Consider the following 17178-nt stretch of genomic DNA (forward strand, 5'->3'; position numbering starts at 1 on the left):
AGTGCCCTCAGGGCACGCGCTGCAGCTGCTCGCGCAGGATGCGCCGGATCTCCAGAATCGCCAGCGGGTGCTCCTGCACGCTGTGCGCCGACGGAATCACCAGCTCCGACACCGCGCCGTCGAGGTGCGCGCTGGTGTAGGGCACGATGCCGTCGCTCGACTCGGCCAGCGGCAGGCCGGGCGTGTCGTTGCCGATGATCGAGTGGTAGCGCACCTTCGGACTCAGCGGCAACCCGGACGACAGGCGCACGAACGCATCGCGGTCGCTGAGGTTGTCGATGCTGTTGGGAATGCGCAGCGGACCCATGTCCTGCGAGCTGGGCGCCACGCGCATCAGCTCGCGCGAGATGTCGTTGAGCTGACCCAGCATGGCCACCGGCAGCGTGATGAGGTTGGCCACCCAGCGCGAGATGCGCTTGTTGGCGAACGAGGTGCCGCGGTGCGGCGACGCGATGAAGATGGCGTCGCTGACTTGGGGCAGCGGCTCGAAGCGCAGGTAGGGCCCCAGCCCTTCCTCGATGCGGCGGCGCTGCGCGGCCGGCATGGGGTAGCCCTCGCGCAGCGCGTCCCACAGCACGTCGCCCGACGACGACACCAGCAGGCGCGAGAGCACGCCGCCCATGCTGTGGCCGATGAGCGTGAGGTTGCGCGAGGCCTCGGCGCGGCCCTGCGGATCGAAGTGCGCCAAGGTCTGCGTGATGGCTTCGCGGATGGCCAGGTTGTTCAGCGGCAGCGGCGCGTTGGTCGGGTAGTACACCTGCCAGATCTGGTAGCGGCGGCGCAGCGTCTCGTCGCCGAGCACTTCGTTCGCCACGTTGATCCAGGCCTCGGGGCTGCTGGCCAGGCCGTGCAGCATGACGATGGTGCGGCGCTTCGGGTCGTAGGGCTGCATCAGGTAGATGTGCGGCCGGGTCAGGCCCTCGGCACCGCCGAACAGGCTGCGCAGCGCCTGCAGCGCGAAGTCGGAGCGAGCGAGCCACAGGCCGTAACCCGAGGTGAAGTTGGCGGCCAGCGGAATCTCTTCGCCGGCCAAACGGATCGTGCTGGTGCGGTAGGGGTCGAACACGGCGATGCGCAGCGTGCGCGTGGCCAGCACGTCTTGCAGCGTGGCGCCGTCGAACTGCAGCAGCGCGGTGAGGGCGGGGAAGGGCGTCTCGCTGAAGGGCGGGGCGTCTTCGTCGGCCTGCGCCGCGGTCGGGCGGTCGTCGCCCGCGGCGACCAGCTCGGCGCCGAAGCCGTCGCGGCGGTAGAGGTTGCGCAGGCCCGAGAAGGTCAGCGAGGCGGCGGGAATCAGCTCTTTCGGCGGGGGCGCGTCGGGCGCGAGCTGCAGCGCCGACAGGTCGGCGTCGATGCGCCAGCCGCTCACCTGCGGAATGGCGGCCACCGACATGTCGCTCTTGCGGTAGCGGCTGAACAGGCCGGTGATGGCGCGCTGCACCGCGTAGTTGTAGTAGTCGCGCACCTGCGTCTGGCGGTCTTCGAAGGCGCGGTCGCGCGGCTTGCGCGCCGTGTGGAACAGGTAGGCGTAGGCGTGGCGCGCGGTTTCCAGCCAGGCCTCGATGGCCTCGGGTGCCATGGGCTGCGCGGCCGGGCCGCCGTCGCCGCCCGCCAGCGCCAGTTGCAGCCACACCTCGGACAGCGCCGACATGCGTTGCTCGTCGCTCAGGCCGGCGGAGGTGGCGAGGTTCTGGCGGCAGGCGCGGCCGTCCTTGCGGCACTGGTCGGCATCGGAGCCGATGACGCGCAGCACCTCTTGCGCCGAACTGCTGAGCTGGCCGGTGGTGAGCACGTCGCCGCGCCGCTGCGCCAGGTAGTCGGCCGGCGAGATGGTGCCGACCGTGACGCCCGCGCAGCCCGTGAGCAGCGACAGCGCCAGCAGCAGCGCGGGGAAGCCGATGCGCCTCATGGCGCCACGCCCGGCAGGCCGTTGCGAATGGCCTGCGAGAAGTTCACACCGGGTTGCTGGTCGGTGGCGATGGCCCGGTCGGTGATGCGGCCGCCGGCGCGCAGCGCTTCCATGCTCAGCCCCGGCGTCAGGCCGCCCACGTCGTGCAGGTACTCGGGCAGGTAGCCCGAGGCCAGCAGGCGGTAGTCCATCGGCAGGCCGGGCACGACGTGCCGGGCGAGGCTGTAGACGATGGTCGTGCAGTTGGCGGTGAGCGTGTTGTAGAAGCTCGGTGCGCGCGCCAGCGCGTTGGCTTCGCCCACGTAGCCCAGGAACAGCGAACGCATCTCGGCCTGCGGCAGGTGCACGCGGTACATGTAGACGTCTTCGCCGCGCACGTTGGTGCGCACGCGCAGAATGTCGTGCTCGTCGGCGGCCACGAGGCTGTTCTCGAACTGCTTGAAGAAGCCGCCCACGGAGGAGAAACTTTCGCCGCGCTCCTTGCGGATCTCGATGGAGAAAGTGACGAACTGGCCATCGTCGAAGCCGAAGGACACCAGCGTGTGGGCGATGGCCGGGCCGGTCCAGTACGACAGCGACACGTCGACCGAGCGCAGGCGGTCCAGGTCGTAGCGACGCGTGTCCCAACGCACGGTGTAGTCGGTGTCGCTGCGCCAGTCGAAGTTGCGCACGTTCTCCATCGTGACCACGCTGCCCTCGACGCGCGGCTTCAGGTGGCGGGCCACGTCGTCGGCCCATTCGCGATGCTGAGAGGGCGCGATGGTGCCCCACCACTCGAGCAGCACGACGAAGCCGATGGCGTAGGCCAGCAGTGAGCGGCCGGCCTTGCCGCGCCACAGCAGCACGATCGCCGCCAGGCCGAAGAGGCCCCACAGCACCATCGCGCCGACCTTGAGCGGCAGCGTCGCGGGCAGCTGATACCAGAGGGCCGCGCAGGCCCAGGCGGCCGACAGCAGCACGGCGAAGCTCACCAGCAGACGGCCGAGGGAGCGCAAAAGGATTCGGAGCATGAAGAAACGCGGAGGTGGAGGGCGGCCGATTCTCGTCGAGTTGCAGCCGCCGCCGTCGGGCTACAGCGGGTAGGTCACGAGCTTGAAGTCCGGGTCCTCGGGGAAGGACTTCACCGAGAAGCCCAGCCGCCGCACCAGCTTGAGCATGTCGGGGTTGCCGGCCAGCACCAGCCCGTCCATTTCGGAAAGGCCGCGGTCGCGCGCCACGTCGATGATGCTTTCCATGAGACGCGAGCCGATGCCCTTGCCGCTGAACTCGTCGGCCACCACGAGCGAGAACTCGCAGCTGGTCTGGTCGGGGTTGGTGATGTAGCGCGACACGCCCACGATGCGCTCGCTCTCGAGCACGGAGCCGTCGGGCGCGGTGCTGCGCTCCATCACGGTGGCGACCAGCGCCATCTCGCGGTCGTAGTCGATGAGCGTGAAGCGCGACAGCATCGACGGCGGCAGTTCGTGGAAGCGCGAGACGAAACGGAACCAGCGGCTTTCGGGCGACAGGCCCTGCACCAGCGCCTGCAGTATCTGCGCATCGTTCGGATGCACCGGCCGCACGACGTACGCGCCGCCACCGGGCAGCGGCCATTCGCGCCGGTAGCGCGCGGGGTACGGCATGATGGCCAGGTGCTGGTAGCCGTTGCCCACCGGGCCCGCCACGGCTTGCGTGCTGCTGTCGACCACGATGCGCGCATCGACCGACACCGCGCCGTGCTCGTCCACGATGATGGGGTTGATGTCCATCTCGCGCAGCTCGGGCAGTTCGCACACCATTTCCGATACGCGCAGCAGCACGTCCTCGATGGCCTCCATGTTCACCGCGTTGGCGCCGCGCCATTCGCCCAGCGTCTCGGCCACGCGCGAGCGCTCGATGAGGTGGCGCGCCAGGAACTGGTTCAGCGGCGGCAGCTCCATGGCGCGGTCGTTCATGAGCTCGATCATGGTGCCGCCCGCGCCGAAGACGATCACCGGGCCGAAGGGCTGGTCGGTGACCAGGCCTACGTAGATTTCGCGCCCGCGCCGCGCGCGCACCATCTTCTGCACGGTCACGCCGTTGATGCGGGCGTCGGGCGCCAGGCGCGCCACGCGCTCCATCATCTCCAGGTAGGTGTCGCGCGCGCTGGTGCCGTTCATCACGTTCAGCGCCACGCCCTCGACGTCGGACTTGTGCGAGATGTCGGGCGAGTCGATCTTCAGCGCCACCGGAAAGCCCAGCTGCGTGGCGATCATCATGGCCTCGTTGGCGCTGCGTGCGAGCAGGGTGCGCGTGATCGGGATGTGGAAGCACGACAGCAGCGACTTCGACTCCATCTCGGTCAGCACCTTGCGCCGCTCGGCCAGCACGCTTTCGATGAGCAGGCGCGCGCCGTCGATGTCGGGCTTGGCCAGCGCCGACAGCGGCGGCGGCGTCTGCTGCAGCAGCTGCTGGTTCTGGTAGAAGGCCGCGATGTTGCCGAAGGCGCCCACGGCCGCCTCGGGCGTGCGAAAGCTCGGGATGGTGGCCTCGGCCAGCACGGCCCGCGCATTGCCCACCGAGGCGTCGCCCATCCAGCACGACAAGAGCGGCTTGGGCATGGGGCGCGGAATGTCGGCCAGCGCGCGCGCCGTGGCGGCCGCGTCGACGCCGGCCTTGGGCGAGAAGATGGCGAGCACGCCGTCGATCTGGCTGTCGGCCGAGGCGGTGTCGATGGCGGCGCGAAAGTGCGCGGGCGTGGCGTCTTCCGACAGGTCGATGAGGTCGGTGAGCGACGCGAGCGCCGGCAGCGACGGCTGCAGCGACCGCTGCGCGGGTGCAGAGAGGCGGCCCAGGTCGAGCCCGATCTCGTTGATCCAGTCGGCCGCGAGCACGCCGGGGCCGCCGCCGTTGGTGACCACGGCCAGCCGCTTGCCCACCGGCCGGTAGCGCGAGGCCAGGCACTTGGCGGCCGAGAACAGCTCGACGAAGGAGCGCACCCGCACCGCGCCCGCGCGGCGCAGGGCGGCGTCGAACACGTCGTCGCTGCCCACGATGGCGGCGCTGTGCGTCTGCGCGGCCTCGTTGCCGGCCGGCTTGCGGCCCGCCTTGAGCACCACCACCGGCTTGGCGTGCGAGGCCGAGCGCAGCGCGCTCATGAAGCGGCGCGCGTCGGCAATGCCTTCGAGGTACACGATGATGCTGTGCGTGCACGAATCGTTGGCCAGGAAGTCGAGCACCTGCGGGATGTCGACCGAGGTGTGCGGCCCGAGCGACACCACGCTGGAAAAGCCCACGCCGTTCTGTCGTGCCCAGTCGAGCATCGAGGCCGTGAGCGCGCCCGACTGCGACACCAGCGCCAGCGGCCCGGTGCGCGCGAGCGGGCCGGCCACGCTGGCGTTCAGGTGCAGCGGCGGGCGCTGGAAGCCCAGCGAATTCGGGCCCAGCAGGTGCACGCCTTCGCGGCGCGCGATCTTGCGCCACTGCGCGGCCTGCTCGGCGGCGATGCCGGTGGAGATGACCACCGCGGCCTTGCAGCCGATGCGGCCCGCGATCTCGAGGGCGGCCGCCACGTCGTGCGGCGCCAGCGCGATCAGCGCCAGGTCGGCATGCGTCTGCGCCAGCTCTTCGAGCGTGCCCTGGGTGCGCACGTCCAGAAAGCGCAGCGTGCCGTCGAAGCGGTCGGCCCGGAAGGCTTCGCGCAGCGTGCGGCCCAGGGCGGTCTGGCCGCCCGGATCGCTGGGCTGGCCGACGAAGGCCACGATCGACGCCGGGGCGAACAGGGGGGTCAGGAAATGCTTGTCCATGCCCTAGTTTGCCCGGATCGGGGCGTGCCGCAAGCACCGCGTGTACACTCGCCGGCTCATGTCGTGCCTTTCACTTTCCCCCGTTGCTGCATCCAGCGCCGCCGTTCTCGGCCGCACGATGCCGTTCGCCGCCTGCGTGCGAACGAGCGACGCAGTGAATGCACGAATGATTACCACCATGACCGCCGCGGCCCCCTGAGCACGCGCAGGGTGGCCGCTCCGGCAGCCACCTGGTGTCTCTTCTCCCGAATGAACGAAACCCAGCTGGCAGCTGGGTTTTTTTGTTTTTGTCCTGTTCGTTCGTTGTTTGGAGAAGCCCATGTACCGCGATCCCGTCTCGTCCTTCCTGCCCCAGCCCAGCCATCCTGCGGCCATTCGCCCCCTGCGCGTCGGCATGATCGGCATCGGCACCGTGGGCGCGGGCACCTTCCGCGTGCTGGCGCGCAACCAGGCACTCATTGCTGCCCGCGCCGGGCGCGGCATCGAGGTGACGGTGGTGGCGGCGCGCAACCTCGCGCGCGCCCAGGGCATCGTGGGCGAGGGCGTGGCGCTCACGGCCGACCCGATGCAGGTGGCCACCGATCCCGATGTCGACGTGGTGGTGGAGGTGGCCGGCGGCACCGGCCCGGCGCGCGACTGGGTGCTGGCGGCCATCGCGCACGGCAAGCACGTGGTCACGGCCAACAAGGCGCTGCTGGCTGTGCACGGCCCCGAGATCTTCGCCGCCGCCAGCGCGCATGGCGTGGCCGTGATGTACGAAGGCGCGGTGGCGGTGAGCATCCCCATCGTGAAAGCGCTGCGCGAAGGCCTCACGGCCAACCGCATCGAGTGGGTGGCGGGCATCGTCAACGGCACCACCAACTTCATCCTGAGCAAGATGCGCGACGAGGGCCTGGACTTCGGCGACGCGCTCGCGCAGGCCCAGGCGCTGGGCTATGCCGAGGCCGACCCGGCCTTCGACATCCAGGGCGTCGACGCCGCCCACAAGACCGCGCTGCTGGCCGCCAACGCCTTCGGCATGCCGGTGCGCTTTGCCGATGCGCAGGTCGAGGGCATCACCGCGCTGCAGCGCCTGGACGTGGCCTGCGCCGAGCAGCTGGGCTTTCGCGTGAAGCTGCTGGGCGTGGCGCGCCGACGTGAAGAGGGTGTGGAGCTGCGCGTACAGCCCGCGCTGGTGCCGGCGACGCACCTGCTCGCGCAGGTCAACGGTTCGATGAACGGCATCATGGTCAAGGCCGACGCGGCGGGCGTCACGATGTACTACGGCGCGGGCGCCGGTTCGGAGCAGACCGCCTCGGCCGTGATCGCCGACCTCGTCGACGTGGCGCGCCTGGACGGCACCCACGCCGGCCAGCGCGTGCCGCACACGGGCTTTCATGCGCATGCGGTGCGCGAACTGCCGGTGCTGCCGCGCGCGGCCGTGCGCAGCGCGCACTACCTGCGCGTGCCGGTGCAGGCGGCGACCGACATCGCGGCCGTGGCCGAGCTGCTGGCCGCGCAGCGGCTGCCGGTGCGGCAACTGGTGCTGGCGAACGGGCCGGCGGATGCGGCGCCGCAGGTGCTGGTGATCACCGAGTCGGCGCTGCAAAGCGCGGTCGATCTCGCCTTGCACGCGTTGCAGACGAGCCCGTTCGTGGCAGGCCCGGTGATCGCACTGCGCGTCGAAACGCTCGACGACTGAAGGGCGCTCAGGGGTCGGACGCGGGTGCGCGCAGCCGCGGCTCCCAGTCTTCGACGCGCCCCGCATCCACCCGCTTGCGAAAGGTGGCGCGCCAGCGTTCGGCCAAGGCGGGCAGGGCGGCGGCCTGTTCCCATTCGGGGGCGAAGCGCGCGTCGCGCGAGAACAGCAGCGCGATGAGGCGCGACAGCGGCCAGTCCGGGTGCGGGCGTTCCACGCGCGTGGCCATCGCGCCGGCCCGCACCCAGCCGGGTTCGAGCACGCGGTAGTACCAGCCCGTGCAGCCGCGCGCCTGCATCTCGCGCGCCATGCCGGGCCTGCCGAAGTGGGCGTCAAGCTTCCAGCAGGGCTGCCGGCCCTGCGACACCTGCACCCGCGCGTCGCCGAGCTGCACGACGTCGCCGATGCACACGGTCGATTCGTCCCAGCCTGTGGTCGAGATGTTCTCGCCGAAGGCGCCCGCGTGCGCCAGCAGCCCGTTGTGATCGCCACCCGCCGCCCAACCCGCGTAGTGCTCGCGCGGGTAGTGGTGCACGGCCTTCTCGACACCGCCGTGGATGCGCAGGTCGGCCTGCGCATCGCCCTGCAGGCCGGTGGACGACAGCCACAGCGCATCGGCCGTGGGCGTCTTGCGGATGCCGCTGCGCGTGCGGCCGTCGGGCAGCAGGGCCACGGGGCCGACCAGCAGCGCGTCGATGGGCAGGGCGGGCTGCGTCATGCGAGCTGATCCAGCCATGCCGCCAGCATGCGCGTCGCGGCATCGGAGCGCAGGTCGGCCAGTTCGGCGCTGCGGGCGCGCAGCGCGGGGATGTCGATGCCGGCCGCGGCCAGTTCGTGGTGGTGCCCGATGAGCCAGGGCTCGATGCGCGCGGGGTCGGCCTCGGGGTGGAACTGCAGCGCGAGCGCATGGCGGCCGTGGCGGAACGCCTGGTGCGGCGTGCGCGCGGTGCTTGCCAGAAGTTCGGCGCCGGGCGGCAGGTCGAAGGTGTCGCCGTGCCAGTGCAGCACGGGTTCGCCGTCCAGCGCCGCGAGGCACGAGCTTCGGCCCGCCGCGCTCAGGTCGACCGGCGCCCAACCGATCTCCGTGTGCCCCGACGGGTACACGCGCGCGCCGAGCGCACGGGCCATGAGCTGCGCGCCCAGGCACAGGCCCAGCGTGGGGCGCTGCAGCGCCAGTCGTTCGCGCAGGCCGGCGATCTCCTCGGCGAGCCAGGGGTAGGTCGCCGTGTCGTAGGCCCCGATGGGACCGCCGAGCACCACGACGAGGTCGGCGTGGCGCCACTCGTCGGCGCGGAGCGCGGACGGGCCCGCCTGCCGGTAATCGATGGCGTGGCCGGCCCGGGTGAGTACGTTGGCGAAGCGCCCGAGGTCTTCGAAGGCGAGGTGTTGCAGGGCGATGCATGGCATGCGGCGAGTGTCCTTTCTTCTTTCAGGCGCGGCAGGCGGTGTCGTCGCACGGGCCGTCTGGCGATGCATCGTCTGCAGGTTGCGCAATGAGGTGCGCAGGCGCCTCTTCGGCCGCAAGCTGCCCGATGGCGGCGCCCAAAGCCATGTCGTCGATCAAACCGAAGTGGCTCATGCGCAGGCGCCCCTGCCGGTCGACCAGCACCGTGCTCGGCGTGCCCTGCCACTGGTAGTCGCGCATCGTGGCGGGAATGCCACCGGTGGGCGAGGGCTGGTCGATGCCGATGGGAAAACCCAGGCGGTACTCGCGCACGAAGGCGTCGAGCGCGGCGGGCGTCATGACGTCGTGGTGCTCGAACACCGAGTGCAGGCCGATCACCGCGACGTCTTTCGCGGCGAACAGCTGCCGCGTCTTCTTCGCCTGCGGCAGGCCGTGCGATACGCAGGCCGGGCACAGCATCTGGAACGCGTGCAGCACCACGACCCGGCCGCGCAGCGACGCGAGCGTGACGGGCGCATCGGTGTTGAGCCACTGCGCGACCTGCAGCTCGGGCGCCTCGGGGCGCGGCCAGGCCATGTCAGGCTGCCTCGGTGCGCAGCTTCACCTGCGGGAAATCCACCGGCACCTGGAACGCCACGTTCACGTAGTTGGTGAACAGGTTCAGCGCGACGTGGGCCAGGATCTCGACGATGTGCCGGTCGTCGAAGCCCACGGCCCGCAAGGCCTGCACGTCGGCGTCGTTGACCTGGCCGCGCGCATCGACGAGCTTGAGCGCAAAGCGCAGCGCCGCCGCCGTGCGCGGGTCGGCCGATTCGCCGGCCTGTGCGGCGGTCATGTCGGCGGCCGACACGCCCGCCTTGCGGCCCAGCGCGGTGTGCGCTGCAAGGCAGTAGTGGCAGGCGTTGCGGTCGGCAATGGCCACGGCGATCTGCTCGCCGAGCTGCGCCGGAATGACGCCGCCGCCGAGCGCGCCGAACGATCCCCACAGGCTGCGCAGCGCCGCGGGCGAGTTGGCGACGGCGCGGAACATGTTGGGCGTGGCGCCGAAGGCCCCGTGGACTTGAGAGAGCAAGGACTGGGCGTCGCCGGTGGCGGCGGTGTCGGTGACGAGGTTGACGCGGGGCATGAAGACTTCCTTCCGGTGATGACGATGGATGCAGTGTCTTCCGGGAATCCGTATGATTTGAACGCTTTCATCCATTCAACATACCTTTTCGTCCAATGCCGAGCGCACCGCCACCACCGCCCATCGACAGGCTCTCGTCCCTGCTCGAACGCTTCCGTGTCCGGGCCCACCTGTTCCACACGGGGCCGCTGTGCGGCGTGACGCACTTCGCGGCGAAGGAAGGGCGCAGCTTCCTGCATGTGATGCGGCGCGGCGAGATGGTGGTCACGCATTCGGCGCCGTCGGTGCGCGCGGCCGGTGTGCCGCGCAAGCTGGTCGTGAAGGAGCCCAGCCTGCTGTTCTACCCGCGCCCGCTGGCACACGACTTCCACAACGCGCCCACGGAAGGCTCGGACTTCGTCTGCGCCACGGTCGACTTCGACGGCGGCGAGGCGCACCCGCTGGTGCGCGCCTTGCCGCCGCTGGTGCGGCTGCCGCTGCATGCGGTCGACGGCCTCGAAGCTTCGCTGGCGCTGCTGTTCGCGGAAACCGGGCGCGTGCTGTGCGGGCACCGCCTGCTGGCCGACCGGCTGTTCGAGGTGGTGCTGATCCAGCTGCTGCGCTGGCTGCTCGACCATCCGCAGGAGAGCGGCGTGCCTGCGGGCTTGTTGACGGGCCTGGGCGACCCGCAGCTGGCGCGCGTGCTGGTCGCGCTGCACGAGCGCCCGGGCGAGCCGTGGCCGCTCGAACAGATGGCCACCGAGGCCGGCATGTCGCGCAGCGCGTTCGCCGCGCGCTTCAAGTCGGTGGTGGGCGCGACGCCCGCCGACTACCTGGCGCAGTGGCGCCTGACGATCGCGCAGGCCGAGCTGCGCACGGGCGCGTCGGTCAAGACGATTGCCGACAGCCTCGGCTACGCCAACGCTTCGGCGCTGTCGCGCCTGTTCGCGCAGAAGGTGGGCGTGTCGCCGCGCGAATGGCTCGCGCGGCAGTCTTCTTGAACGTTCAGTTCGTGGCGCGCAGGAAGCGCTCGGTCAGCAGCACCCAGTAGGCGCCGCCCACCGCAACGTTGCTGTCGTTGAAGTCATAGCCCGGGTTGTGGACCATGCAGGCGCCGTGCGCGTCGCCGTCGCCATTGCCGATGAGCAGGTAGCAGCCGGGCACGCGCTCCAGCATGAAGGCGAAGTCTTCGCTGCCCGGCAGCGGCGGCGTCTGCCAGGTGACCTGTGCCGGGCCCACGAGTTCTTCGGCCACGGTGCGGGCAAAGGCGGTTTCCTCGGGCGTGTTGACCAGCACCGCGTAGCCGGGCCGCCAGTCGATCTGCGCCTGCACGCCGAAGCTCTCGGCCTGCGCGGCCACCAGCGCCTTGATGCGGGTTTCGATCTTCTTGCGCACCTCGCGGTCGAGGGCGCGCACGCTCACCTCGAGCACGGCGCCTTGCGGGATCACGTTGTTGGCCTTGCCCGCGTGGATGGCGCCCACCGTGACGACCGCCATCTGCAGCGGATCGATGTTGCGCGAGACCACGCTCTGCAGCGCCATCACGATGCTGGCCGCGGCCACGATGGGGTCGGCCGCGCGGTGCGGCATGGCGCCGTGGCCGCCCACGCCGGTGAGGGTGATGGTGGCGTAGTCGGACGAGGCCATGGCCGGGCCTTCGCGCATCGCCAGCCGGCCCTGCGCCATGCCGGGCATGTTGTGCATCGCGAAGATGGCGTCGCAGGGGTAGCGCTCGAACAGGCCGTCGTCGATCATGCGCACCGCGCCGCCGCCGCCTTCCTCGGCAGGCTGGAAGATCAGGTTCAGCGTGCCGTCGAAGCGCCCGCGTTCCGCCAGGTGCTGCGCCGCCGCCAGCAGCATCGCCGTGTGGCCGTCGTGGCCGCAGGCGTGCATCACGCCCGTGTGCGCGCTGGCGTAGGCCAGGCCCGTGGCCTCGTCGATGGGCAGGGCGTCCATGTCGGCGCGCAGGCCGAGGCGGCGCGTGCCGCTGCCGCGCACCAGCCGGCCCACCACGCCGGTGCCGCCGACGTGGCGCTCGACGGTGTAGCCCCAGGCTTCGAGCTTCTCGGCCACCAGCGCCGAGGTGCGGTGCTCGTCGAAGCCGAGCTCGGGGTGCTGGTGGATGTCGCGGCGGATGCCGATGAAGGTGTCGGCGCTGGCGTGCAGGTCGTTCAGGAGGGCGGTGGTGCTCATTGGGGTTCCAGTCGGATGGACTTGGCGATGTCGCGGTAGCGCGCGGTCTCGGCTTCGTAGAACTTCGCCGATTCGGCCAGCGTCGTCTGCGGCGAGGCCAGCTGCGTCTGGGCCGCGAGCTGCTCGCGCACGCTCGTTTCCTTCAGCGCCGCGCCGACGGCCTGGTGCAGCTTCTGCACCACGTCCTCGGGCGTGTTCTTGCGCACGAAGAAGCCGCTCCAGGTCTTGTAGTTGACGTTCTTCAGCTCTTTGCCTTCGCTGGCGGTGGGCACGTTCTTCAGCAGCTCCGAGCGTTGCCCGCCGAGCTGGCCGAGGATCTTCAGCCGGCCTTGGTCGGCCAGCGCGCCCATGGCGGCGCTGTAGACCAGCACTGCAAAGTCGACCTGGCCGCCGCCGATGTCCTGCAGCAGCGGCGCGTTGCCCTTGTAAGGCGCGTGCATGAGCTTCACGCCGGTGTCCAGCTGCACCTTCTCGAGGATCAGGTGGTACAGCGAGCCGATGCCCACGCTGCCGTACGACAGCGGCTTGTCGGGCGACTTGCGCGCCAGCGCAATGAGCTCATCGACGCTGTTGGCAGGCAGGTCCTTGCGGGCGACGAAGACCATCACCGCCTCGGCCACCGGGTGCACCATGCGGAAGTCTTCGGCCTTGAGCTTCACGGCCGCATTGGCCAGCGGCGCCAGGATGATCTCGTTGGGCGAGCCTTGGAAGAGGTAGTAGCCGTCGGCCGGCGCAGCCAGCACCTTCTGCGCGGCCATGGCGCCGCTCACGCCGCCCAGGTTCTCCACGACCACCTGCTGGCCCAGCGCCTTGCCCAGCGGCACGGTGAAGATGCGCGCGGTGGCGTCCGAGGGGCCGCCGGCCGGGTAGGGAACCATCAGGTTCACGGGCTTGGCGGGAAAGCCGTCGGCGCGGGCGGGGCCCGCGGCCGCCAGCATCAGCCCGCAGCCGAGCAGCAGCGCGGATCGGAAGAGCGAAGTCGTCGTCAAAGTCATGTCTCCTGGGGTGGTGCCGGCTCGTGGGGCCGGATGCAGGGGAATGCTAGGAGCGGGCCGACGCAACGTCCAATGCATTGTTGGCTGCATTAGCATGAGTCCAATGCATTCATGAAAACGAGGTTTTCGCCATGACGCTGGTTCAACTGAGGCACCTCATTTCGCTGGCCCACACGGGCTCGTTCAGCCAGTCGGCGCAGGCGCTGCACCTGACGCAGCCCGCGCTCAGCCGCAGCGTGCGCGCGCTCGAGGACGAACTGGGTATGCCGCTGTTCGACCGCATCGGCCGGCGCAACGAGCTCACGGTCTTCGGGCGCGAGGTGCTGGAGCGCGCGCGGCTTTTGGTGTCGGAGGCCGAGGCGCTGCGCGACCGTGGCCGGCAGATGCGCGAAGGCGAGGGCGGCACGGTGCGCATCGGGCTGGGCTCGGGGCCCGGCGCGCTGCTGATGACGCCCTTTTTGCTGCACATGGCGACGCACCACCCGGCCGTGCGCACCGTGATCGCGCGCGGCAGCACCGACCTGCTGGCGCAGGCGCTGCGCGAGCGCAGCCTGGACGCGCTGGTGGTCGATGCGCGCGCGCTCAAGCCCGCGCCCGACCTGGTGCTGACCCACGTGTACGAGCTGCGCGGCGCTTTCCTGTGCCGCCGCGGCCATCCGCTCACACGGCTGCGCAAGGGCGTGAGTTTCGAGGCGGTGCAGCGCTACCCGATCGCCTCGACGCCGTTGAGCGACGAGGTGGCGCGCGGGTTGGTCGAAACCTACGGCCCGCAGGCGCATCCCGCCAACTGCGTGACCCTGCAGTGCGAGGAGCTGCCCAGCATCGCCGACGTGGTGCGCCAGAGCGACACGGTGCTGCTCGCGGTGCACGAGTCGGCACCCGACCTGGTCGAGTTGCGGATGGAGCCGCCGATGCGCGGCACGGCGCGCTTCGGGCTGGTGACCTTGCGCCAGCGCACCGAGGCGCCGGCGCTGGCGATTCTTCGGCGGCTGATGAAGGAACGGATGGCGGGGGCGTAGGGCGCCGTCTGCTCAGGGCGCCGCCTGTGCCGACAGCGCAAGCTGGAGTTCGTCCAGCAGGTCCGCCACGCGCATGTGATCCGAAGGGGTTTCGCCGCGAGCGATTTCTTCCAACGCATCGGCCGGCGCCGCCACGGCCGCAGCGTCGACCATCAAGGCCGCGCCCCTGATGCGGTGCGCATGGTGCGCCGCACTCGCGGTGTCGCCCGCGGCAAACGCCCGACGCAGCGCCGCAAGGTCTTCCGCCATGGCCTCGTGAAACTGCGGCGGCAAGGCCGTGTCGGGACGTTGCGGCGACGACGGCGCCCCGCCCAGCCAGAGCTGCAGCATGCTCGACAGTTCGTCCAGGCGCAGCGGTTTCTTGAGCACGCCGTCCATCCCGCTTTCCATGCATTCGTCGAGGTGCGCCGAGTCGGTCGCCGCCGAGATCGCGATCACGGGCAGATGGCTGACGCCTGCCTCTCGCTCGCTCTCTCGGAGGCGGCGCGTCGCTTCGTAGCCGCTCATCCCGGGCATGTGGCAGTCCATGAGCACGAGCGCAAAGGGATGCGGTGGCGCGAGCGCGGCCAGTGCCGCCGCGCCGTCGGCTTCGATCCGGGCGTCGTAGCCCAGCATGCGCAACTGCTCCGCGATGATGAACTGGTTGCCTGGATGGTCCTCCACGACCAGCACGGTGGCCGCAGGGCCGGAAGACGGCTTGCCATGCGCCGCAGCGGTGTCCCTGGAAACCTCTTGTGCCGGCGCCACGAGCTTCACCGGCAGGGCGAACTCGACCGAGGTGCCCGCGCCGAGCCGGCTGCTCAACCGGATCTCGCCGCCCATCAACTCGACCAGCTCCTTGCAGATGGTCAGCCCCAGGCCAGTGCCGCCGAAGCGCCGGGTCGTGGAATTGTCCGCCTGCGAATACGCATCGAAGAGGGAGGCCTGCTGCGAGGGCGCGATGCCGATGCCGGTGTCGCTCACCGTGACCGTCAGCAGGCCGTTCATGTCGCCATCGTCCAGAAGCTCCAGCGTCACGTCGATGCGCCCGCGCTCGGTGAATTTCACGGCATTGCCCAGCAGGTTCAGCAGCACCTGCCGCAAGCGCGTGGGGTCGATCAGCACCTGCCGGCCCGAGGGGTTGTGCGTGCGCACCGCGATGACCAGCGGCTTGTCCTGCGCGTTCACGCGCGCCACATGCGCCACCTTCTGCGCCAGCGCGTCGACATCGGTAGGCACCAGTTCCAGCGCGAGGCGCCGGGCGTCCAGCTTCGAGAGGTCGAGCACATCGTCCAGCAGCGACAGCAGGGCTTCGGCGGCCGCCGAGGCGGTGCGCGTGAAGCGCTTCTGGCGCGCATCCAGCGGCGTGTGCGCCAGCATCTCGATGGAGGCCAGCACCGCGTTCATGGGCGTGCGGATCTCGTGGCTCATGACCGCCAGGAAGTTCGACTTGGTGCGCTCGCTCTTCTGCGCGGCGCGCTGCGCCACGCGGGCGCGCCAGGCGAACCAGCCGAGCAGCACGACGCCGCCGAGCAGCAGCAACAGCTGCGGCAGGCGGTAGCGCACGATCGACAGCAGCGAGGGCTCGCCGAAGTCGGTCTGCTCCAGCCACCGGTCGTTCATCTGGCCGGTCTCCGCCGCCGAGAGGCTGGCGAGCGACTTCTCCACGATGGAATGCAGCAGCGGCAGGTCGGCGCGAACGCCCATCTGGGCCACGTACAGGAGATCGCCGATCGTGCCGGAGATGCTCAACTGGCGCGCATGCCGGCGGCGCATCATGGGAAGAAACACCGCGTCGGAGCCGATGGCGGCGTAGGCCTCGCCGGTGATCACCGCATCGAGGCTTTCCATCGGTTCGCTGGTGGGCAGCACGCGCACGCCGGGGTAGCGCTCGGCGAAGACATGGGCGTAGGTACCTCCGCCGCGCACGGCCGCCACCTTGCCGTCCAGGTCCTTCATGTGCAGGACGAAGGGGGCGTCGGTGCGCGTGACGATGATCGTCTGCGCCACGAAGAAGGGATCGGTCAGGCGCAGCCGGGCGCCGACCTCGCGCGTGGTGCGCTGGGCGCTGGCGTTCGGGAACATGTCGACCTTGCCGTCGAGGAAGGCCTGCTGGGCCTCCTGCCAGTCGGGGGTGGCGTGCAGCTCGAAGCGCAGGCCCGACTTGCGCGCGACCGCGTCAAGGTACTCCGCGATCAATCCCTTGTAGCGGCCGTGCTCGATGGATTCCAGCGGGCTCAGCCGCGTGTCGGCGGCATAGCGCACGACGGGGTTGGCGTTCATCCAGCGCTGTTCCTCGTCGGTGAAGAGGGGCTGCGCCTGCGCCCAGGCAGGGCCGGCGGGGAGGGCCATCGCGCCGCACATCGTCCACCGGGCCGCTCGCCCGAGAGCGCGCCGGGGATTCATGTCTTGTCCAGCTGGTGGCGGATCTTGAACAGCTCGTTGTCCGTGCGGATGCCCAGCTTGCGGAACGCCGCGTGTTTCTGCGTGCTGATGGTGTTCACGTTGCGGGAGAACTTCGCGGCGATCTGCGTGACCGACAGGCCTTCCAGACAGCAGCGCAGCACCTCGCGCTCGCGCGGGGACAGCTGGGGATGCTTCGTGAGCGCCTCGGCGTCGGTGTGGGGCGACGCGGCCTCGGAAAGGGTGGCGATGTCCGCTGCCATGTCGGGATGCAGGTGGATGCGGCCCTTGCTCACCGTGCGCACGGCCGCTACGAGCTCGTCCAGTTCCTGGCTCTTGCCGACATAGCCGCGCGCGCCGGCTTTCAACGCCAGTGCCACGGTGGCCGCGCTGTAGTGCGCGGAGATGACGATCGTCCGGCTGCGCGGATGCCGGACCTTCAGTGCCCGCAGGAGGTTGAGCCCGTCGATGTCCGAAGGGCCGAGCGAGAAATCCACGAGCACGACATCGGCCGCCACGGTGGCCAGGGCATCGAGCAGTTCGCGGCTGGTGGCATGGCTGCCGACCACCGACAGGTCGGGCTCGTCCGCCAATCTTGCGATCAGGCCATGCCGGACGACCGCGTGGTCGTCGAGCACCATCAGGCGCAGCGGCTGCGCGGCGAGGTGGTGTGCCATGAGGACCCTCCCAGTGGGCGGATCGTAGGCGGCTCGCCCCCACGTCGACACCAT

General features: G+C 70.4%; 14 protein-coding genes. 3 read left to right on the forward strand and 11 right to left on the reverse strand.

Annotated elements, in window-relative coordinates; all coding sequences use genetic code 11:
• Positions 1–7: 7 nt before the first annotated feature.
• Genes AC1RL8_RS01760 through AC1RL8_RS01770 form a run of 3 tightly spaced genes read right to left on the reverse strand, consistent with a single transcriptional unit; the run spans position 8 to position 5670 of the window.
• Positions 8–1906, reverse strand: coding sequence for an esterase/lipase family protein (locus AC1RL8_RS01760; RefSeq protein ID WP_492685635.1), 1899 nt, complete (start codon positions 1904–1906; stop codon positions 8–10).
• Complete coding sequence (locus AC1RL8_RS01765; RefSeq protein WP_492685636.1) at positions 1903–2916, reverse strand: Lnb N-terminal periplasmic domain-containing protein; 1014 nt, start codon at positions 2914–2916, stop codon at positions 1903–1905. Before AC1RL8_RS01765 ends, AC1RL8_RS01760 begins: the two co-directional genes overlap by 4 nt.
• Positions 2917–2976: 60 nt before the next feature.
• Positions 2977–5670 carry a bifunctional acetate--CoA ligase family protein/GNAT family N-acetyltransferase gene (locus tag AC1RL8_RS01770; protein ID WP_492685637.1) on the reverse strand — a complete coding sequence of 898 codons (2694 nt, stop codon included), beginning with the start codon at positions 5668–5670 and terminating at the stop codon, positions 2977–2979.
• 319 nt (positions 5671–5989) lie between these two features.
• On the opposite strand from AC1RL8_RS01770, the gene AC1RL8_RS01775 reads away from it, so the two are divergent.
• A complete protein-coding gene (locus tag AC1RL8_RS01775) occupies positions 5990–7351 on the forward strand; it encodes a homoserine dehydrogenase (RefSeq protein WP_492685638.1) in 1362 nt (453 codons plus the stop codon).
• A 7-nt stretch (positions 7352–7358) separates the two neighbouring features.
• Here the strand turns inward: AC1RL8_RS01775 and AC1RL8_RS01780 are convergent, their stop codons facing one another.
• The 4 genes from AC1RL8_RS01780 to AC1RL8_RS01795 are packed head-to-tail and all read right to left on the reverse strand — an operon-like array spanning position 7359 to position 9879.
• Positions 7359–8066, reverse strand: coding sequence for an MOSC domain-containing protein (locus AC1RL8_RS01780; RefSeq protein ID WP_492685639.1), 708 nt, complete (start codon positions 8064–8066; stop codon positions 7359–7361).
• Entirely contained in the window at positions 8063–8755 is a 693-nt protein-coding gene (locus AC1RL8_RS01785) for a glutamine amidotransferase (protein WP_492685640.1), read from the reverse strand. The genes AC1RL8_RS01780 and AC1RL8_RS01785 overlap by 4 nt, the downstream gene beginning before the upstream one ends.
• Before the next feature lie 22 nt (positions 8756–8777).
• On the reverse strand, positions 8778–9329 hold the full coding sequence (locus tag AC1RL8_RS01790; RefSeq protein ID WP_492685641.1) for a redoxin family protein: 552 nt from the start codon (positions 9327–9329) through the stop codon (positions 8778–8780).
• Between the two features lies 1 nt (position 9330).
• Positions 9331–9879, reverse strand: a complete 549-nt coding sequence (locus tag AC1RL8_RS01795; RefSeq protein WP_492685642.1) for a carboxymuconolactone decarboxylase family protein — start codon at positions 9877–9879, stop codon at positions 9331–9333.
• Positions 9880–9974: 95 nt separating this feature from the next.
• Between AC1RL8_RS01795 and AC1RL8_RS01800 the strand changes: the two genes are divergently transcribed.
• On the forward strand, positions 9975–10859 hold the full coding sequence (locus AC1RL8_RS01800; protein WP_492685643.1) for an AraC family transcriptional regulator: 885 nt from the start codon (positions 9975–9977) through the stop codon (positions 10857–10859).
• Between the two features lie 4 nt (positions 10860–10863).
• Here AC1RL8_RS01800 and AC1RL8_RS01805 read toward each other — a convergent pair whose 3' ends face one another.
• Both AC1RL8_RS01805 and AC1RL8_RS01810 read right to left on the reverse strand, forming a co-directional pair.
• Entirely contained in the window at positions 10864–12051 is a 1188-nt protein-coding gene (locus AC1RL8_RS01805; protein WP_492685644.1) for a M20 aminoacylase family protein, read from the reverse strand.
• Complete coding sequence (locus AC1RL8_RS01810; protein WP_062472854.1) at positions 12048–13046, reverse strand: tripartite tricarboxylate transporter substrate binding protein; 999 nt, start codon at positions 13044–13046, stop codon at positions 12048–12050. Before AC1RL8_RS01810 ends, AC1RL8_RS01805 begins: the two co-directional genes overlap by 4 nt.
• A gap of 131 nt (positions 13047–13177) precedes the next feature.
• Here AC1RL8_RS01810 and AC1RL8_RS01815 point away from each other — a divergent pair, with 131 nt between their 5' ends.
• Entirely contained in the window at positions 13178–14065 is an 888-nt protein-coding gene (locus AC1RL8_RS01815; RefSeq protein ID WP_095745258.1) for a LysR family transcriptional regulator, read from the forward strand.
• 12 nt (positions 14066–14077) lie between these two features.
• On the opposite strand, the gene AC1RL8_RS01820 is transcribed toward AC1RL8_RS01815, so the two are convergent.
• Both AC1RL8_RS01820 and AC1RL8_RS01825 read right to left on the reverse strand, forming a co-directional pair.
• Positions 14078–16396 carry an ATP-binding protein gene (locus AC1RL8_RS01820; protein WP_492685645.1) on the reverse strand — a complete coding sequence of 773 codons (2319 nt, stop codon included), beginning with the start codon at positions 16394–16396 and terminating at the stop codon, positions 14078–14080.
• A 50-nt stretch (positions 16397–16446) separates the two neighbouring features.
• Entirely contained in the window at positions 16447–17124 is a 678-nt protein-coding gene (locus AC1RL8_RS01825; RefSeq protein ID WP_216360057.1) for a response regulator transcription factor, read from the reverse strand.
• Positions 17125–17178 lie beyond the last annotated feature (54 nt).

This window comes from Variovorax sp. GW822-FHT04E09 (genome assembly GCF_058800845.1).